This window comes from Kitasatospora sp. NPDC057595, from assembly GCF_042800875.1.
GTDB lineage: Bacteria > Actinomycetota > Actinomycetes > Streptomycetales > Streptomycetaceae > Kitasatospora.
The window spans coordinates 280699-304543 of record NZ_JBHVGL010000005.1; the positions used below are offsets into that span (position 1 = coordinate 280699).

At 75.0% G+C, this 23845-nt stretch carries 23 protein-coding genes and 1 pseudogene; 12 read left to right on the forward strand and 12 right to left on the reverse strand.

Features of this window, described 5'->3' with window-relative positions; all coding sequences use genetic code 11:
• The first annotated feature begins 5 nt into the window (after positions 1–5).
• From ACFU9E_RS11520 to ACFU9E_RS11535, 4 genes are read left to right on the forward strand one after another with little or no spacing between them, the layout of a single operon-like run.
• Positions 6–254, forward strand: a complete 249-nt coding sequence (locus ACFU9E_RS11520; protein ID WP_380682577.1) for a PqqD family peptide modification chaperone — start codon at positions 6–8, stop codon at positions 252–254.
• Positions 251–709 (forward strand): lasso peptide biosynthesis B2 protein, encoded by a 459-nt coding sequence (locus ACFU9E_RS11525; RefSeq protein ID WP_380682576.1) that lies wholly within the window; start codon positions 251–253, stop codon positions 707–709. The genes ACFU9E_RS11520 and ACFU9E_RS11525 overlap by 4 nt, the downstream gene beginning before the upstream one ends.
• Positions 706–1629: a phytanoyl-CoA dioxygenase family protein gene (locus ACFU9E_RS11530; protein ID WP_380682575.1), complete on the forward strand. Its 924-nt coding sequence runs from the start codon at positions 706–708 to the stop codon at positions 1627–1629. Before ACFU9E_RS11525 ends, ACFU9E_RS11530 begins: the two co-directional genes overlap by 4 nt.
• A 1-nt stretch (position 1630) precedes the next feature.
• A complete protein-coding gene (locus ACFU9E_RS11535; RefSeq protein WP_380682574.1) occupies positions 1631–2851 on the forward strand; it encodes a hypothetical protein in 1221 nt (406 codons plus the stop codon).
• Between the two features lie 79 nt (positions 2852–2930).
• Here ACFU9E_RS11535 and ACFU9E_RS11540 read toward each other — a convergent pair whose 3' ends face one another.
• A complete protein-coding gene (locus ACFU9E_RS11540; RefSeq protein WP_380682573.1) occupies positions 2931–3953 on the reverse strand; it encodes a heme A synthase in 1023 nt (340 codons plus the stop codon).
• 42 nt (positions 3954–3995) lie between these two features.
• Complete coding sequence (locus ACFU9E_RS11545) at positions 3996–5003, reverse strand: LysR family transcriptional regulator (protein ID WP_380682572.1); 1008 nt, start codon at positions 5001–5003, stop codon at positions 3996–3998.
• Positions 5004–5141: 138 nt separating this feature from the next.
• Here ACFU9E_RS11545 and ACFU9E_RS11550 point away from each other — a divergent pair, with 138 nt between their 5' ends.
• Positions 5142–6302 (forward strand): iron-containing alcohol dehydrogenase, encoded by a 1161-nt coding sequence (locus ACFU9E_RS11550; protein WP_380682571.1) that lies wholly within the window; start codon positions 5142–5144, stop codon positions 6300–6302.
• Here the strand turns inward: ACFU9E_RS11550 and ACFU9E_RS11555 are convergent.
• Positions 6281–7882, reverse strand: a complete 1602-nt coding sequence (locus ACFU9E_RS11555; RefSeq protein ID WP_380682570.1) for a sensor histidine kinase — start codon at positions 7880–7882, stop codon at positions 6281–6283. The genes ACFU9E_RS11550 and ACFU9E_RS11555 overlap by 22 nt on opposite strands.
• Positions 7879–8595 carry a response regulator transcription factor gene (locus tag ACFU9E_RS11560; RefSeq protein WP_380682569.1) on the reverse strand — a complete coding sequence of 239 codons (717 nt, stop codon included), beginning with the start codon at positions 8593–8595 and terminating at the stop codon, positions 7879–7881. Before ACFU9E_RS11560 ends, ACFU9E_RS11555 begins: the two co-directional genes overlap by 4 nt.
• 231 nt (positions 8596–8826) lie before the next feature.
• Between ACFU9E_RS11560 and ACFU9E_RS11565 the strand changes: the two genes are divergently transcribed.
• From ACFU9E_RS11565 to ACFU9E_RS11585, 5 genes and pseudogenes are all read left to right on the forward strand, one after another.
• Positions 8827–10188: a ferric reductase-like transmembrane domain-containing protein gene (locus ACFU9E_RS11565; protein WP_380682567.1), complete on the forward strand. Its 1362-nt coding sequence runs from the start codon at positions 8827–8829 to the stop codon at positions 10186–10188.
• Positions 10189–10291: 103 nt separating this feature from the next.
• A complete protein-coding gene (locus ACFU9E_RS11570; protein WP_380682566.1) occupies positions 10292–10756 on the forward strand; it encodes an FMN-binding protein in 465 nt (154 codons plus the stop codon).
• Positions 10757–10788: 32 nt separating this feature from the next.
• Positions 10789–11544, forward strand: a complete 756-nt coding sequence (locus ACFU9E_RS11575) for an FAD:protein FMN transferase (RefSeq protein WP_380682582.1) — start codon at positions 10789–10791, stop codon at positions 11542–11544.
• 65 nt (positions 11545–11609) lie between these two features.
• Positions 11610–12188 (forward strand): TetR/AcrR family transcriptional regulator, encoded by a 579-nt coding sequence (locus tag ACFU9E_RS11580; RefSeq protein ID WP_380682565.1) that lies wholly within the window; start codon positions 11610–11612, stop codon positions 12186–12188.
• Positions 12189–12406: 218 nt separating this feature from the next.
• Positions 12407–13362 (forward strand): annotated as a pseudogene (locus ACFU9E_RS11585) (agmatine/peptidylarginine deiminase).
• A gap of 45 nt (positions 13363–13407) precedes the next feature.
• Here the strand turns inward: ACFU9E_RS11585 and ACFU9E_RS11590 are convergent.
• A complete protein-coding gene (locus ACFU9E_RS11590) occupies positions 13408–14580 on the reverse strand; it encodes an agmatine/peptidylarginine deiminase (RefSeq protein ID WP_380714926.1) in 1173 nt (390 codons plus the stop codon).
• 142 nt (positions 14581–14722) lie between these two features.
• Between ACFU9E_RS11590 and ACFU9E_RS11595 the strand changes: the two genes are divergently transcribed.
• Positions 14723–15361 (forward strand): TetR/AcrR family transcriptional regulator, encoded by a 639-nt coding sequence (locus tag ACFU9E_RS11595; RefSeq protein ID WP_380682528.1) that lies wholly within the window; start codon positions 14723–14725, stop codon positions 15359–15361.
• A gap of 15 nt (positions 15362–15376) precedes the next feature.
• Here ACFU9E_RS11595 and ACFU9E_RS11600 read toward each other — a convergent pair whose 3' ends face one another.
• The 7 genes from ACFU9E_RS11600 to ACFU9E_RS11630 all read right to left on the reverse strand — a co-directional run bounded on the left by ACFU9E_RS11600 (position 15377) and on the right by ACFU9E_RS11630 (position 22938).
• On the reverse strand, positions 15377–16567 hold the full coding sequence (locus tag ACFU9E_RS11600; RefSeq protein WP_380682529.1) for an agmatine deiminase family protein: 1191 nt from the start codon (positions 16565–16567) through the stop codon (positions 15377–15379).
• 128 nt (positions 16568–16695) lie between these two features.
• Positions 16696–17493, reverse strand: a complete 798-nt coding sequence (locus ACFU9E_RS11605) for an ABC transporter ATP-binding protein (protein ID WP_380682530.1) — start codon at positions 17491–17493, stop codon at positions 16696–16698.
• On the reverse strand, positions 17486–18433 hold the full coding sequence (locus ACFU9E_RS11610) for an ABC transporter ATP-binding protein (protein ID WP_380682531.1): 948 nt from the start codon (positions 18431–18433) through the stop codon (positions 17486–17488). Before ACFU9E_RS11610 ends, ACFU9E_RS11605 begins: the two co-directional genes overlap by 8 nt.
• A gap of 14 nt (positions 18434–18447) precedes the next feature.
• On the reverse strand, positions 18448–19302 hold the full coding sequence (locus tag ACFU9E_RS11615) for an ABC transporter permease (protein WP_380682532.1): 855 nt from the start codon (positions 19300–19302) through the stop codon (positions 18448–18450).
• Complete coding sequence (locus tag ACFU9E_RS11620) at positions 19299–20258, reverse strand: ABC transporter permease (protein ID WP_380682533.1); 960 nt, start codon at positions 20256–20258, stop codon at positions 19299–19301. Before ACFU9E_RS11620 ends, ACFU9E_RS11615 begins: the two co-directional genes overlap by 4 nt.
• The gene (locus ACFU9E_RS11625) at positions 20255–21904 is read right to left on the reverse strand and encodes an ABC transporter substrate-binding protein (protein WP_380682534.1); all 1650 of its coding nucleotides are present in this window, start codon (positions 21902–21904) and stop codon (positions 20255–20257) included. Before ACFU9E_RS11625 ends, ACFU9E_RS11620 begins: the two co-directional genes overlap by 4 nt.
• A gap of 29 nt (positions 21905–21933) precedes the next feature.
• Entirely contained in the window at positions 21934–22938 is a 1005-nt protein-coding gene (locus ACFU9E_RS11630) for an agmatine/peptidylarginine deiminase (protein ID WP_380682535.1), read from the reverse strand.
• Between the two features lie 183 nt (positions 22939–23121).
• On the opposite strand from ACFU9E_RS11630, the gene ACFU9E_RS11635 reads away from it, so the two are divergent.
• Positions 23122–23694 carry a TetR/AcrR family transcriptional regulator gene (locus ACFU9E_RS11635; protein WP_380682536.1) on the forward strand — a complete coding sequence of 191 codons (573 nt, stop codon included), beginning with the start codon at positions 23122–23124 and terminating at the stop codon, positions 23692–23694.
• The last annotated feature ends 151 nt before the right edge of the window (positions 23695–23845 follow it).

Here is a 23845-nt window from a genome sequence, read left to right on the forward strand (position 1 = left end):
CGCGGGTGGCGAAGCATGTCGCGCTGGTCCGGGAGAGCGAGGCGGCGGTGCTCCTCGACAAGAAATCCGGGCGCTATTTCCGGCTCAACCGGATCGGCGCCGACGTTTTCGATCTGTTATCCGCCAGGAAATCCCCGGAGGAAATCACGGAAACCCTCCTGGCGAGGTTTCCGGCGGCCCGCGAGAGAATTCCCGACGACGTCCGCCGGCTGCTCGGCCAGTTGCGCGCGGCCGGAATCGTGGTGGACCGGTGACCCTGCACATGACCCCGGAGCCGCGTGCCTGGCTGCCGCCGCACCGCCGGATCGTGCCGCTGCTCGCCGTCGCCGCCGGCCGGCTGCTGGCCGCCGCCGCCAGCCCCGACCGGCTGGAGCGGCTGCTGCGCCGACTGAGCGCGGGCGCCCGGCCGGCTTCCTACGCCGAGGCGTTCAAGGCGCGCGAGGACGTGGTCGCGGTCAGCGGCCGCTGCGCCGGCCAGTACTGCCTGGAGCGCTCGCTGGCCGCCGTCCTGCTGGTGCGTGCGCGCGGCGGCTGGGCGGACTGGGTCTCCGGGGTGAACCTCGCGCCGTTCGCGGCGCACGCCTGGATCGAGGTCGACGGGAAGCCGGTGGGCGAGCCGCTGCGGCTGGACGGCTTCCACAAGAACATCCTGGTCACCCGCCGGCCCGCCCGGGCCGGACGGGCGGCCCCCGTGGACGGAGGGGAATGACGATGGCAACCCTGGACGCCGCGGCGATCGCCGAGGAGATCGCCGCCAACGGCTACGCGCTGGTCCCGGACTTCGTGACCGGGCAGGCCCTGACCGACGCGGTCGCCGCGATGGAGGGCTACTTCCCGGACCCGGAGGACGGCCGGGCCACCGCCGAGGAGGTCGCCGCGCTCAAGCACGCGGTGCCGTTCCCGTTCTCCTCCAACGCCCTCAACCGGCTCTCCCTCGACCCCCGGGTGATCGACGTCGCCGAGCAGTTGCTGGGGGACACCGACCTGCGGCTCACCAGCTCGTTCATCCAGGCCAAGTACGGTACGGCGTACGGGCCTTCGATCGACCAGACGCTGCACAACGACGCCTGGGCGGCCAGCAGCCTGCTGCCGCCCCGCGCCGACGGCGTCTACCAGCGGCTGTTCGGCATCGTCTACCTGACCGACGTCACGGTCGACACCGGCCCGACCTACGTGGTCGCGCGGGCCGAGCAACTCGGCGTACCGCTGCTCACGGCGACCGGCAAGGCCTCCTACGAGAAGGAGAGCTACCCCGAACTGTACGAGCGCCAGCGGCCGATCGAGGCGAAGCGCGGCTCGGTGCTGCTCTTCGTCGGCGACATCGTGCACCGCGGCGCCGGCTACCTGGGCACCCACGGGCGGCGGCTCGCCCTCTTCTTCAACGTCCACGCCGCGGTGGCCCGGTGGACCGACAAGCACCTGTGGTCGATGCGGCCGGCCTCCCCGGGCTGGGACGACTTCCGCGAGTTCATGGTCGGGCTCTCGCCCCGCCAGCGGCACCTGCTCGGTTTCCCCCCGCCCGGGGACCGCTACTGGACGGAGCAGTCGCTGGAGCGTCTGGCCGAGCTGTACCCGGGCATCGACACCGCTCCCTACGCGCCGGCCGGGCCGCGAGCGGGGGGCCGCTGAGATGACCAGCGGCCCCGGCAGCCCCGGCACCCGCCCCGCTCCCCCGGCCACCGCGACGCGTGGGCGGACACGGGCGGACGCGTCACCGGCGGCGGACGGCTTCGGCGGGCGTGCCGCACGCGGACTGCGCCTGCTGAGCGGCACGCTGGGCCTGGGCCCGGACGTCGCGGCGGCCGTCGACGACGCCGTGCCCCTGCTGTTCGACGGCTGGGGCCACCGGGACTCGCGCTGCTCCGATTCGGCCGATCCCACCGCGCGGGTGGCGCCGTTCGAGTACTCGGTGGTGCTCGGCGGGGGCGCGCCCGAGCTGCGGATCTTCCTGCGCCCGCTGCCCCCGGCCGGGGACACCACGGCGCTCGGCAGCTGGGAGCAGGGCCGGCGGATCCTCGCCGCCCTGGAGCGGCGGGGCTTCGCCTCGACCGGCCGGGCGACGGCGCTGTACGACCTCTTCCGCCCGGTCGACCGGCAGGCCTCGTTCGGGCTCTGCCTGGCCGCCTCGGTCCGGCCCGGCGGACTCTCCGGGGTCAAGGTCTACTTCGACACCCTCGCCCAGGGCCGCGCGCGCAACCGGGAGCTGGTCGGCGAGGCGCTGGAACGGCTGGGTCACGGCGAGGCCTGGCGGTGGCTGCGCCGCAACGACCCGGCGAGCATCGAGGTGCCGATGCCGGCGGTGTTCTCCCTGGACCTGGTGGAGTCGCCGGCCGCCCGGGCGAAGTTCTACACCACCGTGACCGAGCGGTCGGCCGAGCTGCTGGAGGAGCGGATGGCCCGGCTCTCCCCGGCCGCCCGCCGGCGCACCGCGGCGCTGCTGGCCGCCCTCCCGGTCGCCGGGCCGCAGGCGCTGGCGGCGCCGGGGATCCGGCCGACGCTCTGCTGGAGCCTGACCGCCCGGTGCCCCGGGCGGCCCGAGGACGCCGCGCTCTACCTGCCGTTCAACCACTACACCCCGCGACCGGAGGCGGCGTCGGCCCGGCTCGCCGGGTTGCTGGCACCGGAGTCGCGGGGGCTGGTCGAGGCACTGGTCACCCACTGCGCGGCCGCGCCGGGCGGTGGCGGAGCGGACGGTGGCGGGGCGGACGGGGGCGGAGCCGCGCCGGGCGGAGGCGGGGCCGGCAACCCGTTCCACTGGGCGGCTGCCAAACTGGCCCGGCCCGACCGCGAACTGACCCTCTATCTCTCCGCCGACCGGGTCGACGCCGCGGCCCGCGCCGCCCACCGCTGACCCCCGCCCCGCGACGCGGCGCGGGCGCCGGGCCCCCCGAGCCGCGTGCGCTCGGGCCACACGTGCGCGGGCCGCGTGCTCAGGCCGCGTGCTCGGGGGTCCGGGCGCCCGGTGCCGGGAGCGCCGTCTCCGGTCCGGCCGTCTCAGGTCCGGCCGGGACCGGCCGCCGCGCCGGGCGGACGGCGAGCAGCACCCGCAGCGCGCCCACCCAGACCATGGCCGCGCCGAGCAGGTGCAGGATCACCGCCGCCTCGGGAAGACCGGTCAGCGACTGCACCACGCCCAGCAGGCCCTGGGCCACCAGCGCCACCAGGAAGAGCGCCGTGCGGCGCCGGGCGCCACCACCGGACGGGTCCGGGCGCAGCGCCGCGAACAGCAGCGCCGCGAGCACCAGGACGGCCCCCGCGAGCACGCCGTGCACCACGGTCACCGTCGTCCAGTCCAGGCCGATCCGGGGCACGTCGGAGGAGTCGCCGGCATGCGGGCCGGTGCCGCTGGTGACCGTGCCGACCACCACCATCACCGCGGTGACCGCCATCAGCGCCGTCGCCAGACCTCGGGCCCGCCCGGACGGCACGCTCCGCCGGTCGTCCGGTGCGGCGTCCGCCGCCTCGCCCGAGGTGGCGTGCAGGGTGGCGTCCCAGGTGACCACTGCCGTGGTGAGCAGCAGCATCGCGGCCAGGAAGTGCGCGGCGACGATGTACGGGCTGAGCTTCAGCCAGACGGTGACGCCGCCGACCACCGCGTTCAGCACCACGACCCAGAACTGCGCCCAGCCGCCCCGGAGCACCCGCGGCATGGGGGTGCTCTGCAGCCGGGCGGCGATGATCACCCAGCCGACCACCACGCAGAGCACGCTGGTGAGCATCCGGTTGGAGAACTCGATCGCGCCGTGCAGGCCCATCTCGGCGGTCGGCGCGAGCGTGCTGTCGGTGCACATCGGCCAGTCGGGGCAGCCGAGGCCGGAGCCGGTCACCCGGACGACGCCGCCGGTCATGATGATGCCGATCGCCGCCACCACCGAGGCCACGGCCGCCGCCCGGATGCTGCGCGGTCCGAGTGTGTAGCGTCCTGCCAACCAGGACAAGGGAGTTCGTGCCATCCGGGCCATCCTCGATCGAGCCGTCGTTCGGTGGGCCCCACCCTACGACGGCCTTACGGATCGGTCACCGAGACCCTCCGCAGCGTCACGACGGGTACGACCCGGCCGTTGCGACCAGCGGTCCCCGGCCGGCTCCGGGAGCAGCTCGGCGGCGCGGTCGGCGACCTCCCGGTGCAGGGCGTCGCGCACGGCCCGGACGGCGGGCAGGGTCACCGCCTCCCGCCGTACGGCGAGCGTGATCGGCAGCCGGATGTCGACCTCGTCGGCCAGCAGCCGCCGCAGCCCGGCGCGTTCGGCGAGGAAGGCGGGCAGCACACCGACGCCGGCCCCCAGGCGGGTGGCCTCGACCTGGGCGAAGACGTTGGTGGAGGAGAAGGCGGGCGTGATGCCCGGCAGGTGGCGTTCGATGTCGAGGTCGCCGACCTGGAGCATCGACTCGATGTAGAAGACCAGCGGATGCTCCCTCAACTCGGCGGCCGAGCCGGGGCTGCCGCATCGCGCGAGGTAGTCGTCGGCGGCGTACAGGCCGAGCGCGTAGTCGGTGAGGTGCTCGGTCACCAGTCGGCTGCGCGGTGGCCTGCCGATGGTCAGGGCGAGGTCGAAGCCGGCCGGACGCAGTGGCAACTCCCGTGTCGCCGTGATGAGTTCGGCCTGCAGCCGGGGGTGGCGGCGGCGCACCCGGGCCAGCGCCGGGGTGGCGAAGGCGGTGCCGAAGCCGTCGGGGGCGCTCACCCGGACGGTGCCGTGCAGCGACGGCCTGTCCTGGCCCGACACCGCGTCGACGACGCGGACCAGGGCGTCCTCGATCGCCCGCGCGCTCTCGCAGACGGCCTTGCCGGCGTCCGTCAGCGCCCAGCCCTCCGTGCCGCGTTCCATCAGCCGCACGCCGAGGCCCTTCTCCAGGGCGGCGATGCGGCGGGACACGGTGGTGTGGTCCACGCCCAGCGCGTCGGCGGCGCTCACCAGCCGGCCCGTTCGGGCGACGGCGAGCAGGTAGCGGAGGTCGTCCGCACGGAGCCGGTCGCCGACCGGGCGGGAGCGGGAGCGCACGCGGTCAGCGTATCTGCATTTGCGCACACGCCGTCTGCGTGATTGGCGATTGAACGCACACCCGCGCGGGCGTCACAGTCGAAAGCCTCCCCGGCCGGAACACCGGCCGGTCTTCCTCCCACCGTCGAGGGGTGCCCCATGGTTGCCGGCCTCTCCCTGCCGCGGATCCTGCGCGTCGGCCGCGGCGCCGCCGCCGAACTGGGCGACGTCCTCAAGGAACTGGGGCTGGCCCGCCCGCTCCTGGTGACGGACGCGTTCCTGGTCGGCAGCGGCGCCGCGCAGCGCCTGACGGCGACGCTGCTCGACGCCGGACTGCACCCGCGGCTGTTCGCCGACACCGTGCCCGACCCGACCACCGACTCCCTGGTCGCGGGGGTGAAGGCGCTCCAGGAGCACGAGGCCGACTCGGTCATCGGGTTCGGCGGCGGCAGCCCGATGGACACCGCCAAGGCCCTCGCCCTGCTGGGCGTGCGGGGCGGCGAGATGCGGGACTACAAGGCGCCGCGGGTCAACCGGGGGCCGGCGCTGCCGGTGATCGCGGTGCCCACCACCGCGGGCAGCGGCTCGGAGGCGACCCAGTTCACCGTCATCACCGACAGCGCCACGGACGAGAAGATGCTCTGTCCGGGCCCGGCGTTCCTGCCGATCGCCGCCGTGGTCGACGTGGAACTGACCATGTCGATGCCGCCCCGGCTGACGGCCGACACCGGCATCGACGCCCTCACCCACGCGGTCGAGGCCTATGTGAGCCGCAAGGCCAACCCGTTCTCCGACGGCCTCGCGCTGACCGCGATCGGCACCATCGGCCGCCACCTGCGTCGCGCCTACGCGGACGGTTCGGACGCCGCGGCCCGCGAGGCCATGATGCTCGCCGCGACCCAGGCCGGCATCGCGTTCTCGAACTCCAGCGTCGCCCTGGTGCACGGCATGAGCCGCCCGATCGGCGCGCACTTCCACGTCGCCCACGGCCTGTCGAACGCGATGCTGTTCCCGGCGGTGACCGCCTTCTCGGTGCACGCCGCCCCCGCCCGGTACGCCGACTGCGCCCGCGCGCTGGGAGCCGCCACCGCCGCCGACTCCGACGAGGCGGCCGCCGACCGGCTGGTCGACGCCCTGCGCACGCTCTGCCGCGACCTGGACGTCCCCACCCCCCGCAGCTACGGCATCGCCGAGGACGCCTGGACCCGCCTCACCCCGCTGATGGCCGAGCAGGCGCTCGCCTCCGGCTCGCCCGCGAACAACCCCGCCGTCCCCACCGCCGCCGAGATCGAGGAGCTCTACGCCCGGATCTTCGCCTGATCCGCCGCGTCGGCGGGCGCCGGACGGCCGGGCGCACCCGACGGCGTACCGGCCGGTGCACCGGTCGGCGCCACGGGCTCTGTCCCGGCCGACGCGCAGGCCGACCCACCGGCCTGCGCCACGGCCGGGAGCCGGACGGTGAACACGGTGCGTCCCGGCCGGCTGGTCACCTCCGGCTCGCCGCCGTGCGCCCGGACCACGGCCGCCACGATGGACAGGCCCAGCCCGGTCGACCCGGTCGCACGCGAGCGGGCCCGGTCGCCGCGGACGAAGCGCTCGAAGACCCGGTCGATCAGCTCGGGCGCGATCCCGGGGCCGTTGTCCGCGACGGCCAGCCGGACCTGCCCGGCCGACCGCGTCAGGCTGAGCTCGACCTCGCTGCCGGGCGGGGTGTGGGTGTGGGCGTTCGCCAGCAGGTTGGCCACCACCTGGGTCAGCCGGTACGCGTCCCCGCGCACCAGCACGGGCTCCTCGGGCAGGACGAGGCGCCAGTCGTGCTCCGGCCCGGCGGCCCGGGCGTCCGCGAGCGCGTCCAGGGCGATCAGCGTCAGGTCGGCCTCCTCCTCGGCCAGTGGCCGGCCGGCGTCCAGTCGGGCGAGCAGCAGCAGGTCCTCGACGATCGTCCCGGTCCGGTGCGCCGCCGCGCTGATCCGCTCCAGCGAGTGGCGCACGGGCTCGGGCACCTCGCCGGGGTGGCGCAGAGCCAGGTCGGCGTGCCCGCGGACGGCGGCCACGGGGGTGCGCAGCTCGTGGCTGGCGTCGGCGGCGAACGCCCGCAGCCGCTCCTCGACCGCGTGCCGCCGGGCGAGGGCGGCACCCAGGTGGTCGAGCATCCGGTTGAGGGCGATGCCGACCCGGCCGACCTCGGTGCGCGGGTCCTCGTCCGGGACCCGCTCGGCGAGGGTCACGGCGCCGCTGGCGAGCGGCAGCGCGCCGACCCGCTCGGCGGTCCGCACCACCCGGTCCAGCGGGCGCAGCGCCCAGCGGACCCAGAGCGCCCCCACCACGCCCGCCCCGGCGGCGGCCAGCGCGAACACCGTGAGCTCCAGCGTCACCAGCCGGTCGACGGTGTCCTCCACCGGGCGCAGCGGCAGCCCGGCGACCAGCACGTCGCCGTCCCGGCCGGCCGTGGCCCGCACCCGGTAGTCCCCCGCCGTGCCACCCAGGTCGACGGTGCGGGCCGGGCCGCCGGGCACGAGCGCGGCCAGCGCGTGCTGCTCGGCCGGCGGCAGGGCCAGCCGGTCGTCCGCGTTGGGCTCGTCCGCGTCGTCGGCGTCGCCGTCGACGACGCCGGCCGCGGTGACCCGGCCGTCCACCAGGCGGGCGCCGAAGGTGCCGGGCGCCTGGGCCCTGGTGTCGCCGTCCCGTCCGGCGTGCTCCAGGCTGGCCGCGTAGCGTCCGCCGGTGTCGGCGAGCTGCTGGTCCAGCCGGTCCACCAGGAAGTGGCGCAGCGCCGCGGTGGTGGCCAGTCCGACGGCGGCGCAGGTCACCACCAGGAGCACCAGCAGTCCGGCGATCAGCCGGGCGCGCAGGGTCCGCGGGACCAGCCGGGCGGCCCGGCCGCGCGGCACGGCGCTCACGCGGCCGCCTTGATCAGGTAGCCGGCCCCGCGCACCGTGTGGATCATCGGTGGCCGGCCGACGTCCAGCTTCTTGCGCAGGTAGCTGATGTACAGCTCCACCACGTGGGCCTGTCCGCCGAAGTCGTAGGACCAGACGGCGTCCAGGATCTGCGCCTTGCTCAGCACCTGCCGCGGGTGGTGCATCAGATGGGCCAGCAGGGCGTACTCGGTGGGACTCAGCTCGATGGTGTCGCCGCCCCGGCTGACCTCGCGCGCCCGCTCGTCGAGGACGAGGTCGCCGAGCACCAGCGCGTGCTCCGGCGGCGGGTGCGCCAGCCCCGCCGGGGTCGCCCGGCGCAGCAGCCCGCGCAGCCGGACGACGACCTCGGCCAGGCTGAACGGCTTCGTCACGTAGTCGTCGCCGCCCGCGGCGATGCCGGCGATGCGGTCCTCCACGGTGTCCCGGGCGGTGAGGAAGAGCACCCGGACCTCGGGCTGCTCCCGGTGGACGCGGCGCAGCACCTCCAGGCCGTCGAGGTCGGGGAGCATCATGTCGAGCACGATGGCGTGCGGCCGCCAGGACGCCGCGGCCCGGACGGCCGCCAGGCCGGTGCCCTCGCCGCGGGCCCGCCAGCCCTCGTAGCGGACCGCGCCGCAGACGACCTCGACCAGATCGGGTTCGTCGTCCACCACGAGGATCCGCCAGGCGCGCGGATCGGCGGTGTCGTCCATGCTGCTCCCTCGGTTCCCGCTGTTCTGCCGTGCTCGCCGCTCATTGTGGCCACGGCCCGGTGAGAAAGCCATGAGAGCGCGACGGCCCCGGGATCCGGGAAACCCCCTGTGAGCTGCTGCGATGCCCTGCGAACCGGGGGGAACGCGCGCCGGTTCAGAGCCGGCTGAGAGCCAACGGTGCCATCGTGATCACCCCGGCGGCCCCGCGCCGCCGGCAGTGAGGAGATCCGCATGGCCACCATCGCCCCACCACGCCCGCGCCGTCCGCGCCCGGGCCGCCGGGCCGCACCGCGCCGTCCGCGCGCCGCCGCACCGGCAGCTGTCCTGGGGCTGCTCGCCGCGGGCGCGGCCGGTGCCGTCGCCCTGTGGTGGACGGGCACCACCGCGGTCACCGGTGTGGCCGGCTGGGCCACCGCCGCGGGCCGGGTCAGCGGGCTGCTCGCCGGGTACGCGGCCCCCGTTCTGCTGCTCCTGGTCGCCCGGCTGCCGCCGCTGGAGCGCGGGATCGGCGCCGACCGGCTGACCCGCTGGCACGCCCGCGGCGGCCGGTGGCTGGTGGCCCTGGTGAGCGCGCACGTGCTGACCGTCGTCTGGGGGTACGCCCTGACCGACGGCAGGGGACTGATCGGCGAGGGGATGGAGATCGTCCTCCACTTCCCGGAGATGCTCAAGGCCACCGCGGCCACCCTGCTGATGCTGGGCACCGGCGCGGTGTCCGCCCGGGCCGCCCGGCGCCGGCTGTCCTACGAGACCTGGTACTACCTCCACCTGGCGACCTACCTGGCCGTGGCCCTGGCCTTCGGCCACCAGCTGGCCACCGGCGCCGACCTCGGCGGCGGCCTCGCCACGGCCGCCTGGTGCGCCCTGTACCTGGCCACCGCGGGCCTGCTCGGCTGGTACCGGCTGGTCCGGCCGTGGCTGCGCGACCGCCGCCACCGGCTGACGGTGGCCGAGGTCCGCCCCGAGGGCCCCGGCGTCGTGTCGCTCTACCTGAGCGGCCGGAGGCTGGAAGAACTGCGGGCCGAGGCAGGCCAGTTCTTCCGGCTGCAGTTCGACGCACCCGGCCTGCGCTGGGCCGCCAACCCCTACTCGCTGTCCGCCGCGCCGCACCCGCACTTCCTGCGCTTCACCGTCAAGGGCCTCGGCGACCACAGTGCGGCGGTGGCCGCGCTGCGCCCCGGCACCCGGGTGCGCGCCGAGGGACCGTACGGGGCGTTCACGGCGCGCGGCCTGCGCCGGCGCCGGGTGCTGCTGCTCGGGGCGGGCGTGGGGATCACCCCGCTGCGGGCCCTGTTCGAGACGATGCCCGGCGAGCTCACCCTGGTGCAGCGGGCCGGGCGGCCGGAGGACCTGCTCTTCCGAGCGGAGTTCGCGGACGTGGCCCGCCGGCGCGGCGCCCGGGTCCACGAGCTGACCGGGTCGCGGGCGCAGGTGGGCGACCTCGGGACCGCGCTGGCCCGGCTGGTCCCCGACCTCGCCGACCACGAGGTCTATCTGTGCGGGCCGGAGGCGATGACGGCGGAGGCGGTCCGTTCGCTGCGGGCCGCCGGTGTGCGGCGGGGGCGCATCCATCGCGAGTCGTTCACGTTCTGAGCCCGCGTCCACGTACCGGCCCCCACGTCCATGTCCCGATCGTCGAGTTCACGCCCCGGCAGCCAGCCCACGTGCCCGAAGCGAACCCCGAGGAGTCACCGTCATGCGCCGAGCCGTCGTCGGCAGCGCCGCCAGCGCGGCCGGAATCGTCCTGCTGCTGTCCCTCGACTCACTGCGGACCGTCGGTCCCGCGGTCATCGGCTCGGGCGGGAGCGAGGCCCCCGGGGCCGCCACGGGCCCGTCGGGCACCGCCGTGCCGTCCCCGGAAGCCACCGCCACGACCGGCGGCGGCACCCGAAGCGTCACCGGCGACGCGGTGAACACCCGCTACGGGCCGGTCCAGGTCCGCGTCACCCTCTCCGGCAGCCGGATCACCGGCGTCGAGGTGGTCGAGTACCCGACGGACAACCGCCGGGACCGGGAGATCAACGGCTCGGCGCTGCCCCTGCTCAACCGGGAGGCGACCGCCGCCCAGAGCGCCGCGATCGACGTGGTCAGCGGCGCGACGTACACCAGTCAGGGCTACGTCCGCTCGCTGCAGAGCGCGCTCGACCGGGCCGGGCGGTGAACCGCCCCGTGCTGCGCCACGCCGAACCCGTGATGGGCACCGTCTTCTCCTTCGTCGTCCGCGATCCCGGCCCGGGCACCCCGGCGACGCTGCGGCGGATCGCCGAGCGGCTGCACCGCATCGACGCGCGGTTCTCCACCTACCGGGCGGACAGCGAGATCAGCCGCCTCGACCGCGGCGAACTCGGCCTCGACGCCTGCGCCCCGGAGGTCCACGAGGTGCTGGACGCCTGCCGGGAGGCCGCCGAGCGGACCGACGGCTACTTCACCCACCGGCCGGGCGGCCGGCTCGACCCCAGCGGCTGGGTGAAGGGCTGGGCGGTCGAGGAGGCGGCCCGGATGCTGCGCCGCGACGGCGCGCGGCGGTTCTGCGTCAGCGGCGGCGGGGACGTGCAGACGGCGGGCGGCCCGTGGCGTGTCGGGGTGGCCCACCCGTGGCAGCCCGGGCTGCTCGCCGCCGTCCTGGGCGGCAGCGACCTCGCCGTGGCCACCTCCGGCACCGCCGAACGCGGCCCGCACATCGTGGACCCGCACACCGGCCGGCCGGCGACCGGGCTGACCTCGCTGACCCTGGTCGGGGCCCCGGGCACCGGCATCGCCCGCCTCGACGCCTGGACCACCGCCGCCTTCGCCATGGGCCCGGACCGCGCCCTCGCCTGGGTCTCCCGGCAGCCCGGGCTCGAGGCCCTGGCCGTCCTGCCCGACGGCACCAAACGCTGGACCGACGGCCTCCCGCGCCACCTCCCCCCGACCGGCCCGGCCGACTGGCACCCGGCGGCCGTCGCCTGAGGGCCGCCGGCTGACGGGACCTTCAGCAGACGGACCGAACACGGCCCGGGGTAGGGTGGCGGATCATGGCCAGTCGTAAAACGTCGATCTTGGAAGCAGCGGCGCGGGTGATCGCGCGCCGCGGGGTGCGCGGGCTGCGGGTGGAGGAGCTCGCCGCCGAGGCGGGGGTGTCCACGGCGCTGATCTACTACCACTTCAAGGACCGTACGGGGATCCTCAAGCAGACGCTGGAGTTCATCAACGACCGCGCGGAGCGGTACACCACCGAACGCGCCGCGGACGCGCCACCGCTGACGGCCCGCGAGGAGCTGGAGCAGACGCTGCTGTTGGAACTCCAGGACACCGTCGAGGTGCGGGAGAACAGCACCGCCTGGGGCGAGCTGCGGGCGAGCGCGGTCTTCGACGAGACCCTGCGCGAGGACCTGGCGCGGGCCACCCGGATCTGGGTGCAGGAGATCGCCGAGCTGCTCGGCGCGGTGCAGCCGATATCCTCGGCGGTCGCGCTGGCGGGTGCGGCGGAGCGGTTGACCGCGCTGCTGGAGGGGCTGAGCACCCGCTGGCTGAGCGGCAGCCTGCCGCTGGCGCACGCCCGGACACTGATGACCGACGCGATCGACACCGAGGTGGCCCGGCTCGGGCCCTGAGGGGACCGACCGCCGGGCCGTCGCACCGCGTACCTCCCCGCTCACCAATGCGCCGGGGTACCGCGGCCTGTCGGTTTGACTGACTTTTCAGTCAGTGCGACGCTGGAGCAGCACCGCCGCACGATCTGGAGACCCTCATGAGCCACTACCGCGACGACCGGTCCACCGAGCCCTTCCCCTGGGTGCCGGCGGACGACGTCCCGCACGCGCGGACCTGGATGTCCTGGCCGTCCCGGCGCGGCGTGTGGGGGCTGCGGCTGGGCGGGGTCCAGCAGGACATCGCGCTGATCGCCCGGACGATCGCCGAGTTCGAGCCGGTGGTGATGTGCGCCCCCGACGACTGGACGGCGGGAAAGGCCCGGTCGATGTGCGGCTCCGGCGTCGAGGTGATCACCGCGATCCCCACCGACGACCTGTGGATGCGCGACATCGCCCCGGTGTTCCGCCGCGACGGCTACGGCGGCCTGGACGCCGTGGTCCTCAACTTCAACGGCTGGGGCAACAAGCAGGTCCACCACGACGACGCCCGGGTCGCCGAGCGGCTCGCCGCCCGCCGGGGGCTGCGCCACTCCTACGCGGACTTCGTCGGCGAGGGCGGCGCGATCGAGACCGACGGCGACGGCACCGTGATGGCCACCGAGAGCAGCCTGGTCAACAAGAACCGCAACCGCGGGATGAGCCGGGACGAGATCGAGGACGCCGTCCTGGAGGCCTACGGCGCGGACACCATGATCTGGCTGCCGGGCATCAAGGGCCAGGACATCACCGACGACCACGTCGACGTCACCAGCCGCTTCGTGCGCCCCGGCGTGGTGATGGTCCAGCTGCCGCCCGCCGACCGGAACGACGCCTGGGCCCGGGACGCCCGCGAGCAGTTCGCCCTGCTGTCCGCCGCCACCGACGCCCGGGGCCGCCGCCTCCAGGTCGTCCCCGTGCACGGCCCGGACACCGTGCGCTCCCGCAGCTCGAAGTTCGTCGACTCCTACCTCAACTTCACCTCGTCAACGGCGGTGTCATCACCACCCAGTTCGGCGACGCCCGCAAGGACGCCGCCGCCAGGGAGGCGCTCGCCGCCGCCTTCCCCGGCCGCGAGGTGGTGCAGCTCGACGTCGACCGCCTGATGGCCGGCGGCGGCGGAATCCACTGCTCGACCATGCACGAGCCGCTGCCGTAGCCGACGGGGCCGGCCCGGGTGCGCGCCGGGACCGGCCCCACGGCCTCAGGCCTCGGGCTGCTGCTGGGTGACGCAGTGGATGCCGCCGCCGCCCGCCGCGAGGGCGTCGATGTTCAGCTGCTCGACGGTGCGGCCGGGAAACAGCCGGGCGAGGGTGGCCCTGGCGGCGCCGTCGGCCCTGGTGTCACCGAACTGCGCGGAGATCACCGCGCCGTTGCACAGGTAGTAGTTGGCGTAGGAGCCGACGAAGTTCGGGTCGGTGGAGCGGATCAGGTTGTAGTCGGGGCCCTGGATCTGGCTGACCGCGAACGGCGTGCCCTGGGCACCGGTGGCCGCGGTCAGGGCCCGGTACTGCTGGCGCTGGTCCTCGGCCCACACGTCGGTGTCACTCGCCACGGGCCTCTGGACGACGGCCGCCCCGCCGCCGGTGAAGCGGGAGGTGGCGTCCACGTGGTCGTCGGTGATGTCCTGGCCCGCGATGCCCGGGAACCAGATCACCTTGGACGCGCCGAACGCGGCGCACAGCGCGGCCTCGGCCTGCGCCTGGGACATCCCGGGGTTGCGGTTGGCGTTGAGGACGCTGCTGCGGGTGGCCATCAGCGTGCCGGCGGCGTCGGTCTCCACGCCGCCGCCCTCGGCGACCAGGCCTGCGGCGGTGAACGGCAGGCCCAGGTGGGCGGCGAGGCGCCGGGCGACCAGGGCGTCGTTGCCGTGCGGGTTCTGGTGGTTGCCCCAGCCGTTGAAGTTGAGGCCGATCGTGTCGAGGCCGCCCGCGCCGTCGGTGCGGAAGACCGGGCCGGTGTCGCGCATCCAGCAGTCGTCGACCGGGATGTCCCCGATGACGGTGACGGCCGAGCCGCACATCGACCGGGCCTTGGCGACGCTCGCCGGGTTGGCGCACACGGTCACCGGCTCGTACTTGGCGACGGTCTTCGCGATCAGGGCGATGTTCGCCTGGACCGCGGCGAGCCGGCCGCGCCAGATGGTGCTGCTGTCCGGCCAGGCCATCCAGGTCCGGGTGTGCCGGGCGGTGTCCAGCGGCACCCGGAAGCCGGCGGCGGCCTGAGCGGCGGCGGTCCGGCGCGCGGCCGCCTGCGCCGGGCCGCCGGCCGCGCCGGCCAGCGCGGCTCCGGCGACGGCGAGCCCGGTGGCCGCCAGGAACCGGCGGCGGCCGAGGTTCCGGTCCAACGGCTTCCCGGGTTCGAAGCGTTCGTCCATCACTGCCTCCCTCTCAAAGTGCTGTGCTCGTCGAGCAGTTGACCGAAAAGCTAGAACTGACCAAGCGCTCGGTCAATACTTCGGACGGAGATCGGCCCCGAACCGCCCCTGCCGCACTCCCCCGGTCGTTACAGTGGCGCCCATGGCGACTCGGGCGACAGGCACAGTTCCGGCTACGGCCTCCGGACCGCGCGGCACCGGCCGGGCGCGCGCGTCCGCCAAGGGCGAGCAGACCCGGGCCCGGCTGGTCGCGGCGGCCCGCACCCTGCTCGCGGGCGGCGACGCCGGCCGGTTCACCACCCGCAACGTCGCCGCGTTGTCCGGGGTGTCGCACGGGATGTGCCACTACCACTTCGCCGACCGCACCGACCTGATCGTGGCCGTCGTGGCGGACATCCGCCCGGAGTGGATCACCCCGCTGGAGGAGGCGGTGGCCGGCCCCGGCGGGCACGCCGAACGGTCCGAGCGGGTGCTGGCCCTGCTCACCCGGCCGGAGAGCCCCGACCTGGCGCGCCTGCACGCCGCCCTGCACTGGCTCGCCCTCGACGACGAACGCGTGCACGCGAGCCTGGAGGCCGAGTACGCGCGCTGGCGGTCCTCCTTCGTCCGCCTGTTCCGGTGCCTGGTCGACGAGCGCGGCAGCGCCGCCGACCCGGTTCCGCTCGGCGAGGCCTTCGGCGCGGCCGTGGACGGACTCGCCGCCATCGGCTCGCTGGACGCGGCGGTGGACGCCCGACTGGTGCTGCGGACCCTGCTGGACGCCCTGTCCTCGACGGTGTGAGCGGACCGGGCGCGCTCACGACGGACCGGCGCCGGGCGCGACGGGCTGCTGCTGGGTGGCGCAGTGGATGCCGCCGCCGCCCGCCGCGATGTGGTTGATGTCGACCTGGGTGACCGTGCGCCCGGGGTGCAGGTCGCCGATGACCCCGGCCGCCCGGTCGTCCGCGGCCCGGTCCCCGAAGCGCGGGACGATCACGCCGCCGTTGCAGACGTAGTAGTTGACGTAGGTGGCGAGGAAGTCCTTGCCCCCGCCCTGGATCAGCTCGAAGTCCGGCTCCGGCAGGTCGACCACCCGCAGCGGGCGCCCCTTGGCGTCGGTCGCGGACTGCAGCACCTGGCGCGCCTGCGCCGAGGCCGTGGTCCAGACGTCCGGCGGGGTGTCGGCGGCGGGGCGGTGCAGCAGGACGGTGCCGGGCTCGGCGAAGCGGGCGAGGGCGTCGACGTGGCAGTCGGTGATGTCCTGCCCGGCGACGCCCTGGAACCAGATCACCTTCTCGACGCCGAACAGTTCCTTGAAGGCCGCCTCGATCCGGTCGCGGGACACGCCGGGGTTGCGGTTGTCGTTCACCCAGGAGCTCTCGGTGGCCATCAGCGTGCCCTCCCCGTCCACCTCGATGCCGCCGCCCTCGCCGGTGATCGGCGCCTGGACACGGGTGATGCCGTAGTGGGCCAGGAGGCCGCGGGCGACCTGGCCGTCGTTGGCGTGGGTCTGCTTGCCGCCCCAGCCGTTGAAGTCGAGGTCGACCCCGGCGAGTCCCTGCGGGCCGGTGACGAAGGTCGGCCCGGTGTCCCGGGCCCACAGGTCGTCGACCATCAGGTCCAGCACCTCCACCGAGGAACCGCAGGCCCGGCGGGCCTGCTCGGCCTGGTCGGGGCGGGCCAGCAGCACCACCGGCTCGAACCGGGCCACGGCCCGGGCCAGGCCCGCGATGTCCTGCCGGACGCCTGGCAGTTGGTCGCCCCACACCTCCTCCAGGGCCGGCCAGGCCATGAAGGTGCGGGTGTGCGGGGCGGACTCGGCCGGCATGGCGCGCCGGGCCGCCGATCCGGTGTCCGTCGTGGCGGCCGGGGTGGTGGCCACCGTAGCGGCCGGACCGGACGGCTGCTCCTCGCCGCTGTCGGAGGAGCAGCCGCCGGCCAGGGCCAGCGCGGCGAGCGCCGCCCCGGACTGGAGCAACGAGCGACGGGAGGGCCGTGGATGAGCCATGGAGCCTCGTTCCGGTCGGTGGGGCGGGGTTCCCGCAGGCTACTGACGACCGGGGCGGGACCCGGCGCGGCACGCATCAGCCGTTCGGGGGGAATCCACGGCCCGGCCGTCCCCGGCAGGGGGCGGCCTCACAGGGCGCGGCGCGCGGCGGCGATCCGCTCGGGATCCCAGCCGGGCCGGGGGACGGACTCCAGCAGCAGCCGGGTGTAGGGGTGCCGCGGGGCGTCCAGCACCTCCCCGGTGGGACCGGCCTCGACGATCCGCCCGTGCCGCATGACGACGACGTCGTCGGTGACGCAGCGGACGACGCCGAGGTCGTGGGTGATGAACAGGTAGCCGACGCCGGTCCGTTCGCGGATCTCGGCGAGCAGGTTGAGGACCTGCGCCTGTACGGACACGTCCAGCGCGGCCACCGCCTCGTCCAGCACCAGCACGGCCGGCTCGACGGCGAGCGCCCGGGCGATGGCGACGCGCTGGCGCTGGCCGCCGGAGAGCTGCCGGGGCAGCGCCTCGGCCGCCCTGCCGCCGAGGCCGACCTGGTCGAGGAGTTCCCGGATCCGGGCCGCGTGGTCGGTGCCGGGGGTGTGCAGCCGCAGGGTCTCCCGGAGCGCGGCCGCCACGCTGGTGCGCGGGTCCAGCGAGAGGTACGGGTCCTGGAAGACCATCTGCACCTCGCGGGCGCGGGCGAGGCGTTCGCCCCTCCCCCGGGCCCGCCCGCCGCGCTCCCGCCCGCGGACCAGGACCCTTCCCGTGTCGGCCTGTTCGAGGCCGACGACGATCCGGGCGGTGGTGGTCTTGCCGGATCCCGACTCGCCGACGATGCCGAGCGATCCGCCGGCCGCGAGGGTGAAGGAGACGTCGTCCACCGCCCGGACGGTGCCGAAGGTGCGGCACAGCCCGGTGACCTCCAGTACGGCCTCAGCCATCGGTACGGCTCCCTTCGAGCGGGTGGTGGCAGGCGACCGGGTGCGCCGCCGGGCTCTCCGCGCGGCACAGATCGGTCGCGAACGAGCAGCGGGCGGCGAACGCGCAGCCGGTCAACTCCTCCCGAAGGTCCGGGGGTTGACCCTCGATCGCGGCGAGCCGGCCGGGCCGGGCGTCCAGGGCGGGGGTGGCGGCCAGCAGCGCCGCGGTGTAGGGGTGGCGGGGTTGCTCGAACAGCGCCCCGGCGGGGCCGCTCTCGACGATCCGGCCGGCGTACATGACGTGGACGCGGTCGCTGATCGCGGCGGCGAGGCCCAGGTCGTGGGTGACGAACAGCAGCCCGGTGCCGAAGCGTTCGCGCAGCCGGCCGAGCAGCGCGACGACCTCGGCCTGGCTGGTGACGTCGAGCGCGGTGGTGGGCTCGTCGGCGAGCAGCAGGACCGGGTCGCCCATCAGCGCGGCGGCGATCATGACGCGTTGCAGCATGCCGCCGGACAGCTGCCCGGGGTGGCGGCGCAGCAGCTCCGGGCCGAGGCCGACGGCGTCCAGCAGTTCGGCCGCGCGCCGCTCGGCCTCGGCCGTGCCCGTCCGGCCGCCGAGCCGGACCCCCTCGGTGAGGAAGTCGCCGATGCGGCGCAGCGGGTTGATGGCGGCGCGGGGGTCCTGGAAGATCATCGCGGCCCGGCCGGTGCGCAGGGCGCGCAGCCGGTCGGGACCCATGGCGAGGACGTCCTCGCCGTCGACCAGGACACTGCCCCCGGCGGTGGCGCCGGGCGGCAGCAGGCCGAGGGCGCTGCGGGAGGTGAGGCTCTTGCCGGAGCCGGACTCGCCGACCAGGGCGACGGTCTCGCCGGGGGCGACCGTGAGGTCGACGCCGTCCAGGACGGGGCGGGCGGTGCCGGGCAGGCGCAGCCGCAGGCCCCGGATGTCGAGGGCGTTCACGGGCTCCTCCGGTGTCACGGCGTCCTCCGGGCGACGCGGTCGGCCCAGCGCTCGCCGACGACGTTGAAGGCGACGACGGTGAGCACGACCAGGACGCAGGGCAGGATCGCGGAGAGCGGGTAGCCGTGCTGGATCGCGGTCTGGCCGTCGAAGACCATGCGTCCCCAGTCGGGGGTGAGCGCGGGGACGCCGAGGCCGAGGAAGGACAGGCCGGCGAGGTCCATGAGGGCGTATCCGAAGTTGATGGTGGACTGGGCGAGGACGGTCGGGGCGATGTTGGGAAGGACGTGCCGCAGGCAGATCTGCGCGCCGGAGTGGCCCTGGACGCGGTGGGCGGCGACGTACGGCCGGGCGCTTTCGGCGACGACCAGCGAGCGGGTGAGCCGGGAGACGTACGGAAGGTAGGCGATCGCGAGGGCGGTGACGGGGGCGAGCAGGCCCTCCCCGTAGACGGAGACGATCAGGATGGCGAGCAGCATGCCGGGGAAGGCGAAGACCAGTTCGGTGCCCCGGGAGAGGAGGGCGTCGAGCCGGCCGCCGCGCCAGCCGGCGGCGAGGCCCACGAGGACGCCCGCGACGGTGGAGAAGACGACCACGCCGAGCGGTCCGAGCAGGGAGGTGCGGGCGCCGAGCAGCAGCCGGGCGAGGGTGTCGCGGCCGGCGGCGTCGAGGCCGAGCGGGTGCTCGGGCGAGGGGCCGGCCAGGGCGCCGCCGAGGTCGACGGCGTTCGGGTCGTCCGGTACGAGCCAGGGGGCGAGCAGCGCGGCGAGCACCACCAGGGCGACGATGCCGAGGCAGGCCAGGTGGAGGGGCGCGCGGGTGGCCCTGAGCCGGGCGAGGCCGGGCCTGCGGGTGAGGACGGCGCTCATGCCCCGGCCCTCCGCGTTCCGAGGGTGACCCGGGGGTCGACCAGCGGTTGCAGCAGGTCGACCACCAGGTTCACGGTCATGAACAGGGCGACGATGATCAGCGAGATGGCCTGGACGGTCGGGAAGTCCTTGGTGGTGGTGGCCAGTTCGAGGAGCTGGCCGATTCCGCCGACGCTGAACGCGGACTCCACCAGGATCGTGCAGACCAGCAGGGTGGAGACGATCAGTCCACCGGTGGTCAGCACGGTGCCCAGCGAATTGCGGAACACATGGCGGCGGATCACCTCGCGTTCGGGCACGCCGCGGCTGCGGGCGACGGTGACGTGCTCTCCCTCCATCGCGTCCAGCATCGCCGAGCGGGTGACCCGGGCGAGCATGCCGATCAGGTACAGGGCGAGGGCGATCGCGGGCAGGGTGAGGTGCCACAGCAGGTCGCCGAAGCCCTCGCCGGTGCCGCCGGTGGGGAACCAGCCCAGCTGGACCGCGAACAGGCCCTGCAGCAGGACCGCCGCGACGACGGAGGGGGTGCCGACGGCGAGCGTGGTGGAGAGCAGGATCGCCGAGTCGGTGGCGCCGCCGCGCACCGCGCCGATCCAGCCGAGCGCGAGGCCGATGACGACGACCACGAGCAGGGCCATCGCGACCAGCGTCAGGGTGGCGGGCAGCCGGTCGGCGAGCAGCGTGGAGACGTCGGTCCGGTAGGTGAGGGAGCGTCCGAAGTCGCCCTGGAGCACCTGGCCGAGCCAGCGCAGGTAGCGCAGCAGGAAGGGGTCGTCGAGGTGGTACTGCTCGTTGACGGCCCGGAGGGCGGCCGGTGAGGCCGAGCGGCCGGACAGCAGGAAGCTCGCCGGGCTGCCGGGCGCCAGGTACATCGCGCCGAAGACCACCAAGGACGCGGCGAGCAGGGTGGCGGCCATCCCGGCCAGCCGGCGGGCGGCGAAGCGCAGGAAGCTCACTGGGCGGCCCCCACGTCGGCGGCCCACGGGTAGTAGAGGTAGGCGATGGTGGTGGGGGCGCCGGTGATGCGCTTGTTGAGGAACACGGTGGTGGGCCACTCGGCGACCGGGATCCACAGCAGCTGTTCGGAGGCGGTCCGCTGGAGCTCGGCCTCGATCGCGCCGCGCTCGGCCGGGTCGTAGGCGGCGGTGGCCCGGTCGACGAGGTCGTCGTAGCGCTGGTCGCTGAAGCCGGCGAAGTTCTGGTAGGCGCCGGTCCTGAAGTTGACCAGCAGGTCGAGCGGGTCGGTGATGGAGTCGTAGTAGGTCTCGGGGAACGCGTCCAGGCCGGCCCGGGCCTGGGGGTCGGTGAACAGCGCGGTGAAGGCGTTCGGGGCGATCGTGCGCAGCCGCACGTCCAGCCCGATCCGCGCGCCGGCGGCCTGCACGGCGGTGGCGAGCAGCGAGACGTCCTGGCCGATGCTGCTGGTGGCGACGGTGATCCTGGCGCCCTCGGCGCCGGCCTCCTTGACCAGGGCCTTGGCCCGGTCGATGTCCTGGGTGGTGGGGGTGAGGTGCGCGAAGGCCGTCGTCCGGACGGACTCGGGGGCGCCGGCCCAGGCGGCCCCGGTGGTGAGCGATCCGGTGACGGTGCCGGCTCCGGCGAGGCCGGTGCGGACGAAGCCGGAGCGGTCGAGGGCCAGCGAGAGCGCCCGGCGCACCCGCAGGTCGCCGAGCGGCCCGTCCATGCTGGTGACGTTGAGGTTGACGGTGCTCAGGCCCTCGCCGAAGTACAGGGTGCCGGAGCCGCCGGCCCGCAGCCGGTCGTAGCTCTCGGTCGGGATCAGGTAGCCGCCGTCGACGTCGCCGGTGAGCAGGGCGTTGATGCGGGCGGACGAGTCGGTGAGGAAGCGGAGGACGACCTTCTTGGCCTTGGCCCTGCTGCCCCAGTAGTCGTCGAAGCGCCGGAGTTCGATCGACTGGCCCTTGGCCCAGGCAGCGAGGGCGAAGGGGCCCGTGCAGTGCAGGCCTCCGCCGGTGCCGTAGTCGCGGCCCTCGGCCTGGACCCCGGCCTTGGCGGCGACGGTGCCGGCGGCGGTGGCCATGTACTGCGGGAACTGGGAGTCGGGCTGCTTGAGCCTGACGGTGACCTGGAGCGGGCCGGTGCCGGTGACGGACTCGACGTTCTGGAACACCTGGGCCCAGGCCGCCGCGTTGTCCGGGTTCATCTGCCGGCCGAGGCTGTAGACGACGTCCTCGGCGGTCATCACCGAGCCGTCGTGGAAGTGCACGCCGGGGCGCAGGTCGTAGACCCAGGTGAGGGGGTCGGGGTTGGTGGCCCGCTCGGCCAGACCGGGGGCCACGGTGAGCCCGGGGGTCCAGCGCATCAGGCTCTCGCAGACGTTGGCGAGCACCGTGTTCTGCGGGTAGTCGAAGGCCTGGAGGTAGTCGAGGGTGGGCGGTTCGGCGTACGAGGCCCAGCTGAAGGAGTCGAGTTCGCCCTTCGCGGGCGGGGTGTCGGCGGACAGCCGGACCGGGGGGCGGTCGGCGTCGGTGCGCGGCGGGCCGGCGCAGGACGCGACCAGGGCCGCCGACGCGAGCAGGGCGGCGGTCAGGGCGCGACAGCGCCGCGGCGGGCGGCGTCTCGCGGGTGCGGGGGGAGTCATGAGGGTGTTCTCCGTTCGCCGGCGAGGGCTCAGGCGCCGGCGGCGGGGAGCTGCTGGGTGATGCAGTGGATGCCGCCGCCACCGTGGGCGATCACCCGGGCGCGCACGCCGACGACCTTGCGGTCCGGGAGGGCGGCGGCCAGCACGGCCAGCGCCCCGGCGTCCTCAGGGTGGTCGGCGACCGGGACGACGACGCCGCCGTTGGCGAGGTAGAAGTTCAGGTAGCCGACCTCCACCCGGTGGCCGTCGACCTCGACGAAGGCGGACTGCGGCAGGTCGACGATCTCGAACGGCCGGCCGTGCGCGTCGGTGGAGTGCTCCAGCACGGCCCGGTTGGCCCGCATCCGCAGGTAGTCGGGGTGCTCCGGATCGGCCGGGAGCTGCACCACGACCCGGCCGGGCGCGACGAAGGCGCAGACGCCGTCCACGTGTCCGTCGGTCTCGGTGTCCAGTGCGCCGCCGTAGGGCAGCCAGATCACCTTGGTGACGCCGAGGCGCGCCTTCAGCTCGGCCTCGATCTCCTCGCGGGTCATCCCGGGGTTGCGGTTGGGGTGCAGCAGGCACTGCTCGGTGGTGATCAGGGTGCCCTCGCCGTCGACGGTGATCGCGCCGCCTTCGAGGATCATCTCGGAGCGGATCGCCGGGGTGCCGAGGTGCTCCAGCAGCAGGCCGCCGATCCGGTCGTCGGCGTCCCAGGGGTGGTGCTTGCGGCCCCAGGCGTTGAACCGGAAGTCGACGCCGGCGCGGCGGCCGTCCGCGTCCAGGACGAAGATCGGCGCGGAGTCGCGGAACCAGGAGTCGTCGAGGGGGAGCTCGACGACGGTGACGGCGGCGCCGCAGTGGGCGCGCGCCTCCTCGCCGTGGCCTGGCGGCGCCACCATGGTGACCGGCTCGAACGCCGCGACGGCGCGGGCGACGGCCGCGTACTCCTGCTTGACCTCGTCGAGCGTGTCGCCCCACAGGTCCGGCCGCACGGGCCAGGCCATCAGGCAGCCCTCGTGCTCGGTCCACTCGGCGGGCATGCGGTACGTCACGGGAAACCTCTTCCGTTGGGGGCCGGCCGGCCCGGCGCGATCGGTGCGCGGGCCGAAGTTGTCCCGCATCCTCCATCGAACTGAAAATTCAGTCAATACTTGGGCAACAGATCGGGCAGCAATACTGAAACGATCATCAGGACAGTGGCCCCGGCCACCGGAGAGGCTCTAGGGTGGACGCCCATGTCGGACCGTCGGACAGAGATACTCAAGGCCGCCACCCGCGCGATCGCCCGCCGCGGGGTGCGCGGACTGCGCGTGGGCGAGCTGGCGGCCGAGGCCGGAGTGTCCACCTCGCTGATCTACTACCACTTCACCGACCGGGCCGGCCTGCTGCGCCGGACCCTGGACCACATCAGCGACCGCGCCGACCGCTACACCACCGAGGAAGCGTCCGCGCCCCGGACCGAGGACCCCCGCGCCGACCTGGAACAGGTCCTGCTGCTGGAGCTCCAGGACACCGCGGAGGTACGGGAGAACAGCACCGCCTGGGGCGAGTTGAGAGCGACGGCGGTGTTCGAGCCGGAGCTGCGCGAGGACCTCGCACGGGCCACCCACACCTGGGTGCACGACATCGCCGAACTGCTCGCCCGGGCCGACCCGGGCGGCACCGCCCCGGCGCACGCGGCGGCGGCCGAGCGGCTGACCGCGCTCGTCGAGGGCCTGAGCGTGCGCTGGCTCAGCGACTCCCTGCCGGTCGAGCACGCCCGGCGCCTGCTGCGCGAGGCCGTCGCGGCGGAGCTGGAGCGCGCCTGACCGGGCGCGCTCCGCGGGGCCGGGCGGGGCGAATCCGGCCGCCGGGGGACCGGATTCGGCCGATCCTGACAAAACCTCTAAACTCTGCGAGGCCGCGCACCCGCACGCCCGTGCCTCCGGGCCGACCCCCCTGCGCGCGCCCCACTCCGTG

What these genes read in the sequence shown, in the direction of transcription:
- ACFU9E_RS11570 (WP_380682566.1), top strand. Translation starts at nt 10,292, where the DNA reads ATGCGCCGAGCCGTCGTCGGCAGCGCCGCCAGCGCGGCCGGAATCGTC.
- ACFU9E_RS11540 (WP_380682573.1), bottom strand. Translation starts at nt 3,953, where the DNA reads ATGGCACGAACTCCCTTGTCCTGGTTGGCAGGACGCTACACACTCGGA.
- ACFU9E_RS11625 (WP_380682534.1), bottom strand. Translation starts at nt 21,904, where the DNA reads ATGACTCCCCCCGCACCCGCGAGACGCCGCCCGCCGCGGCGCTGTCGC.
- ACFU9E_RS11530 (WP_380682575.1), top strand. Translation starts at nt 706, where the DNA reads ATGACGATGGCAACCCTGGACGCCGCGGCGATCGCCGAGGAGATCGCC.
- ACFU9E_RS11635 (WP_380682536.1), top strand. Translation starts at nt 23,122, where the DNA reads ATGTCGGACCGTCGGACAGAGATACTCAAGGCCGCCACCCGCGCGATC.
- ACFU9E_RS11600 (WP_380682529.1), bottom strand. Translation starts at nt 16,567, where the DNA reads ATGGCTCATCCACGGCCCTCCCGTCGCTCGTTGCTCCAGTCCGGGGCG.
- ACFU9E_RS11560 (WP_380682569.1), bottom strand. Translation starts at nt 8,595, where the DNA reads ATGGACGACACCGCCGATCCGCGCGCCTGGCGGATCCTCGTGGTGGAC.
- ACFU9E_RS11605 (WP_380682530.1), bottom strand. Translation starts at nt 17,493, where the DNA reads ATGGCTGAGGCCGTACTGGAGGTCACCGGGCTGTGCCGCACCTTCGGC.
- ACFU9E_RS11550 (WP_380682571.1), top strand. Translation starts at nt 5,142, where the DNA reads ATGGTTGCCGGCCTCTCCCTGCCGCGGATCCTGCGCGTCGGCCGCGGC.
- ACFU9E_RS11575 (WP_380682582.1), top strand. Translation starts at nt 10,789, where the DNA reads ATGGGCACCGTCTTCTCCTTCGTCGTCCGCGATCCCGGCCCGGGCACC.
- ACFU9E_RS11580 (WP_380682565.1), top strand. Translation starts at nt 11,610, where the DNA reads ATGGCCAGTCGTAAAACGTCGATCTTGGAAGCAGCGGCGCGGGTGATC.
- ACFU9E_RS11590 (WP_380714926.1), bottom strand. Translation starts at nt 14,580, where the DNA reads ATGGACGAACGCTTCGAACCCGGGAAGCCGTTGGACCGGAACCTCGGC.
- ACFU9E_RS11565 (WP_380682567.1), top strand. Translation starts at nt 8,827, where the DNA reads ATGGCCACCATCGCCCCACCACGCCCGCGCCGTCCGCGCCCGGGCCGC.
- ACFU9E_RS11535 (WP_380682574.1), top strand. Translation starts at nt 1,631, where the DNA reads ATGACCAGCGGCCCCGGCAGCCCCGGCACCCGCCCCGCTCCCCCGGCC.
- ACFU9E_RS11615 (WP_380682532.1), bottom strand. Translation starts at nt 19,302, where the DNA reads ATGAGCGCCGTCCTCACCCGCAGGCCCGGCCTCGCCCGGCTCAGGGCC.
- ACFU9E_RS11595 (WP_380682528.1), top strand. Translation starts at nt 14,723, where the DNA reads ATGGCGACTCGGGCGACAGGCACAGTTCCGGCTACGGCCTCCGGACCG.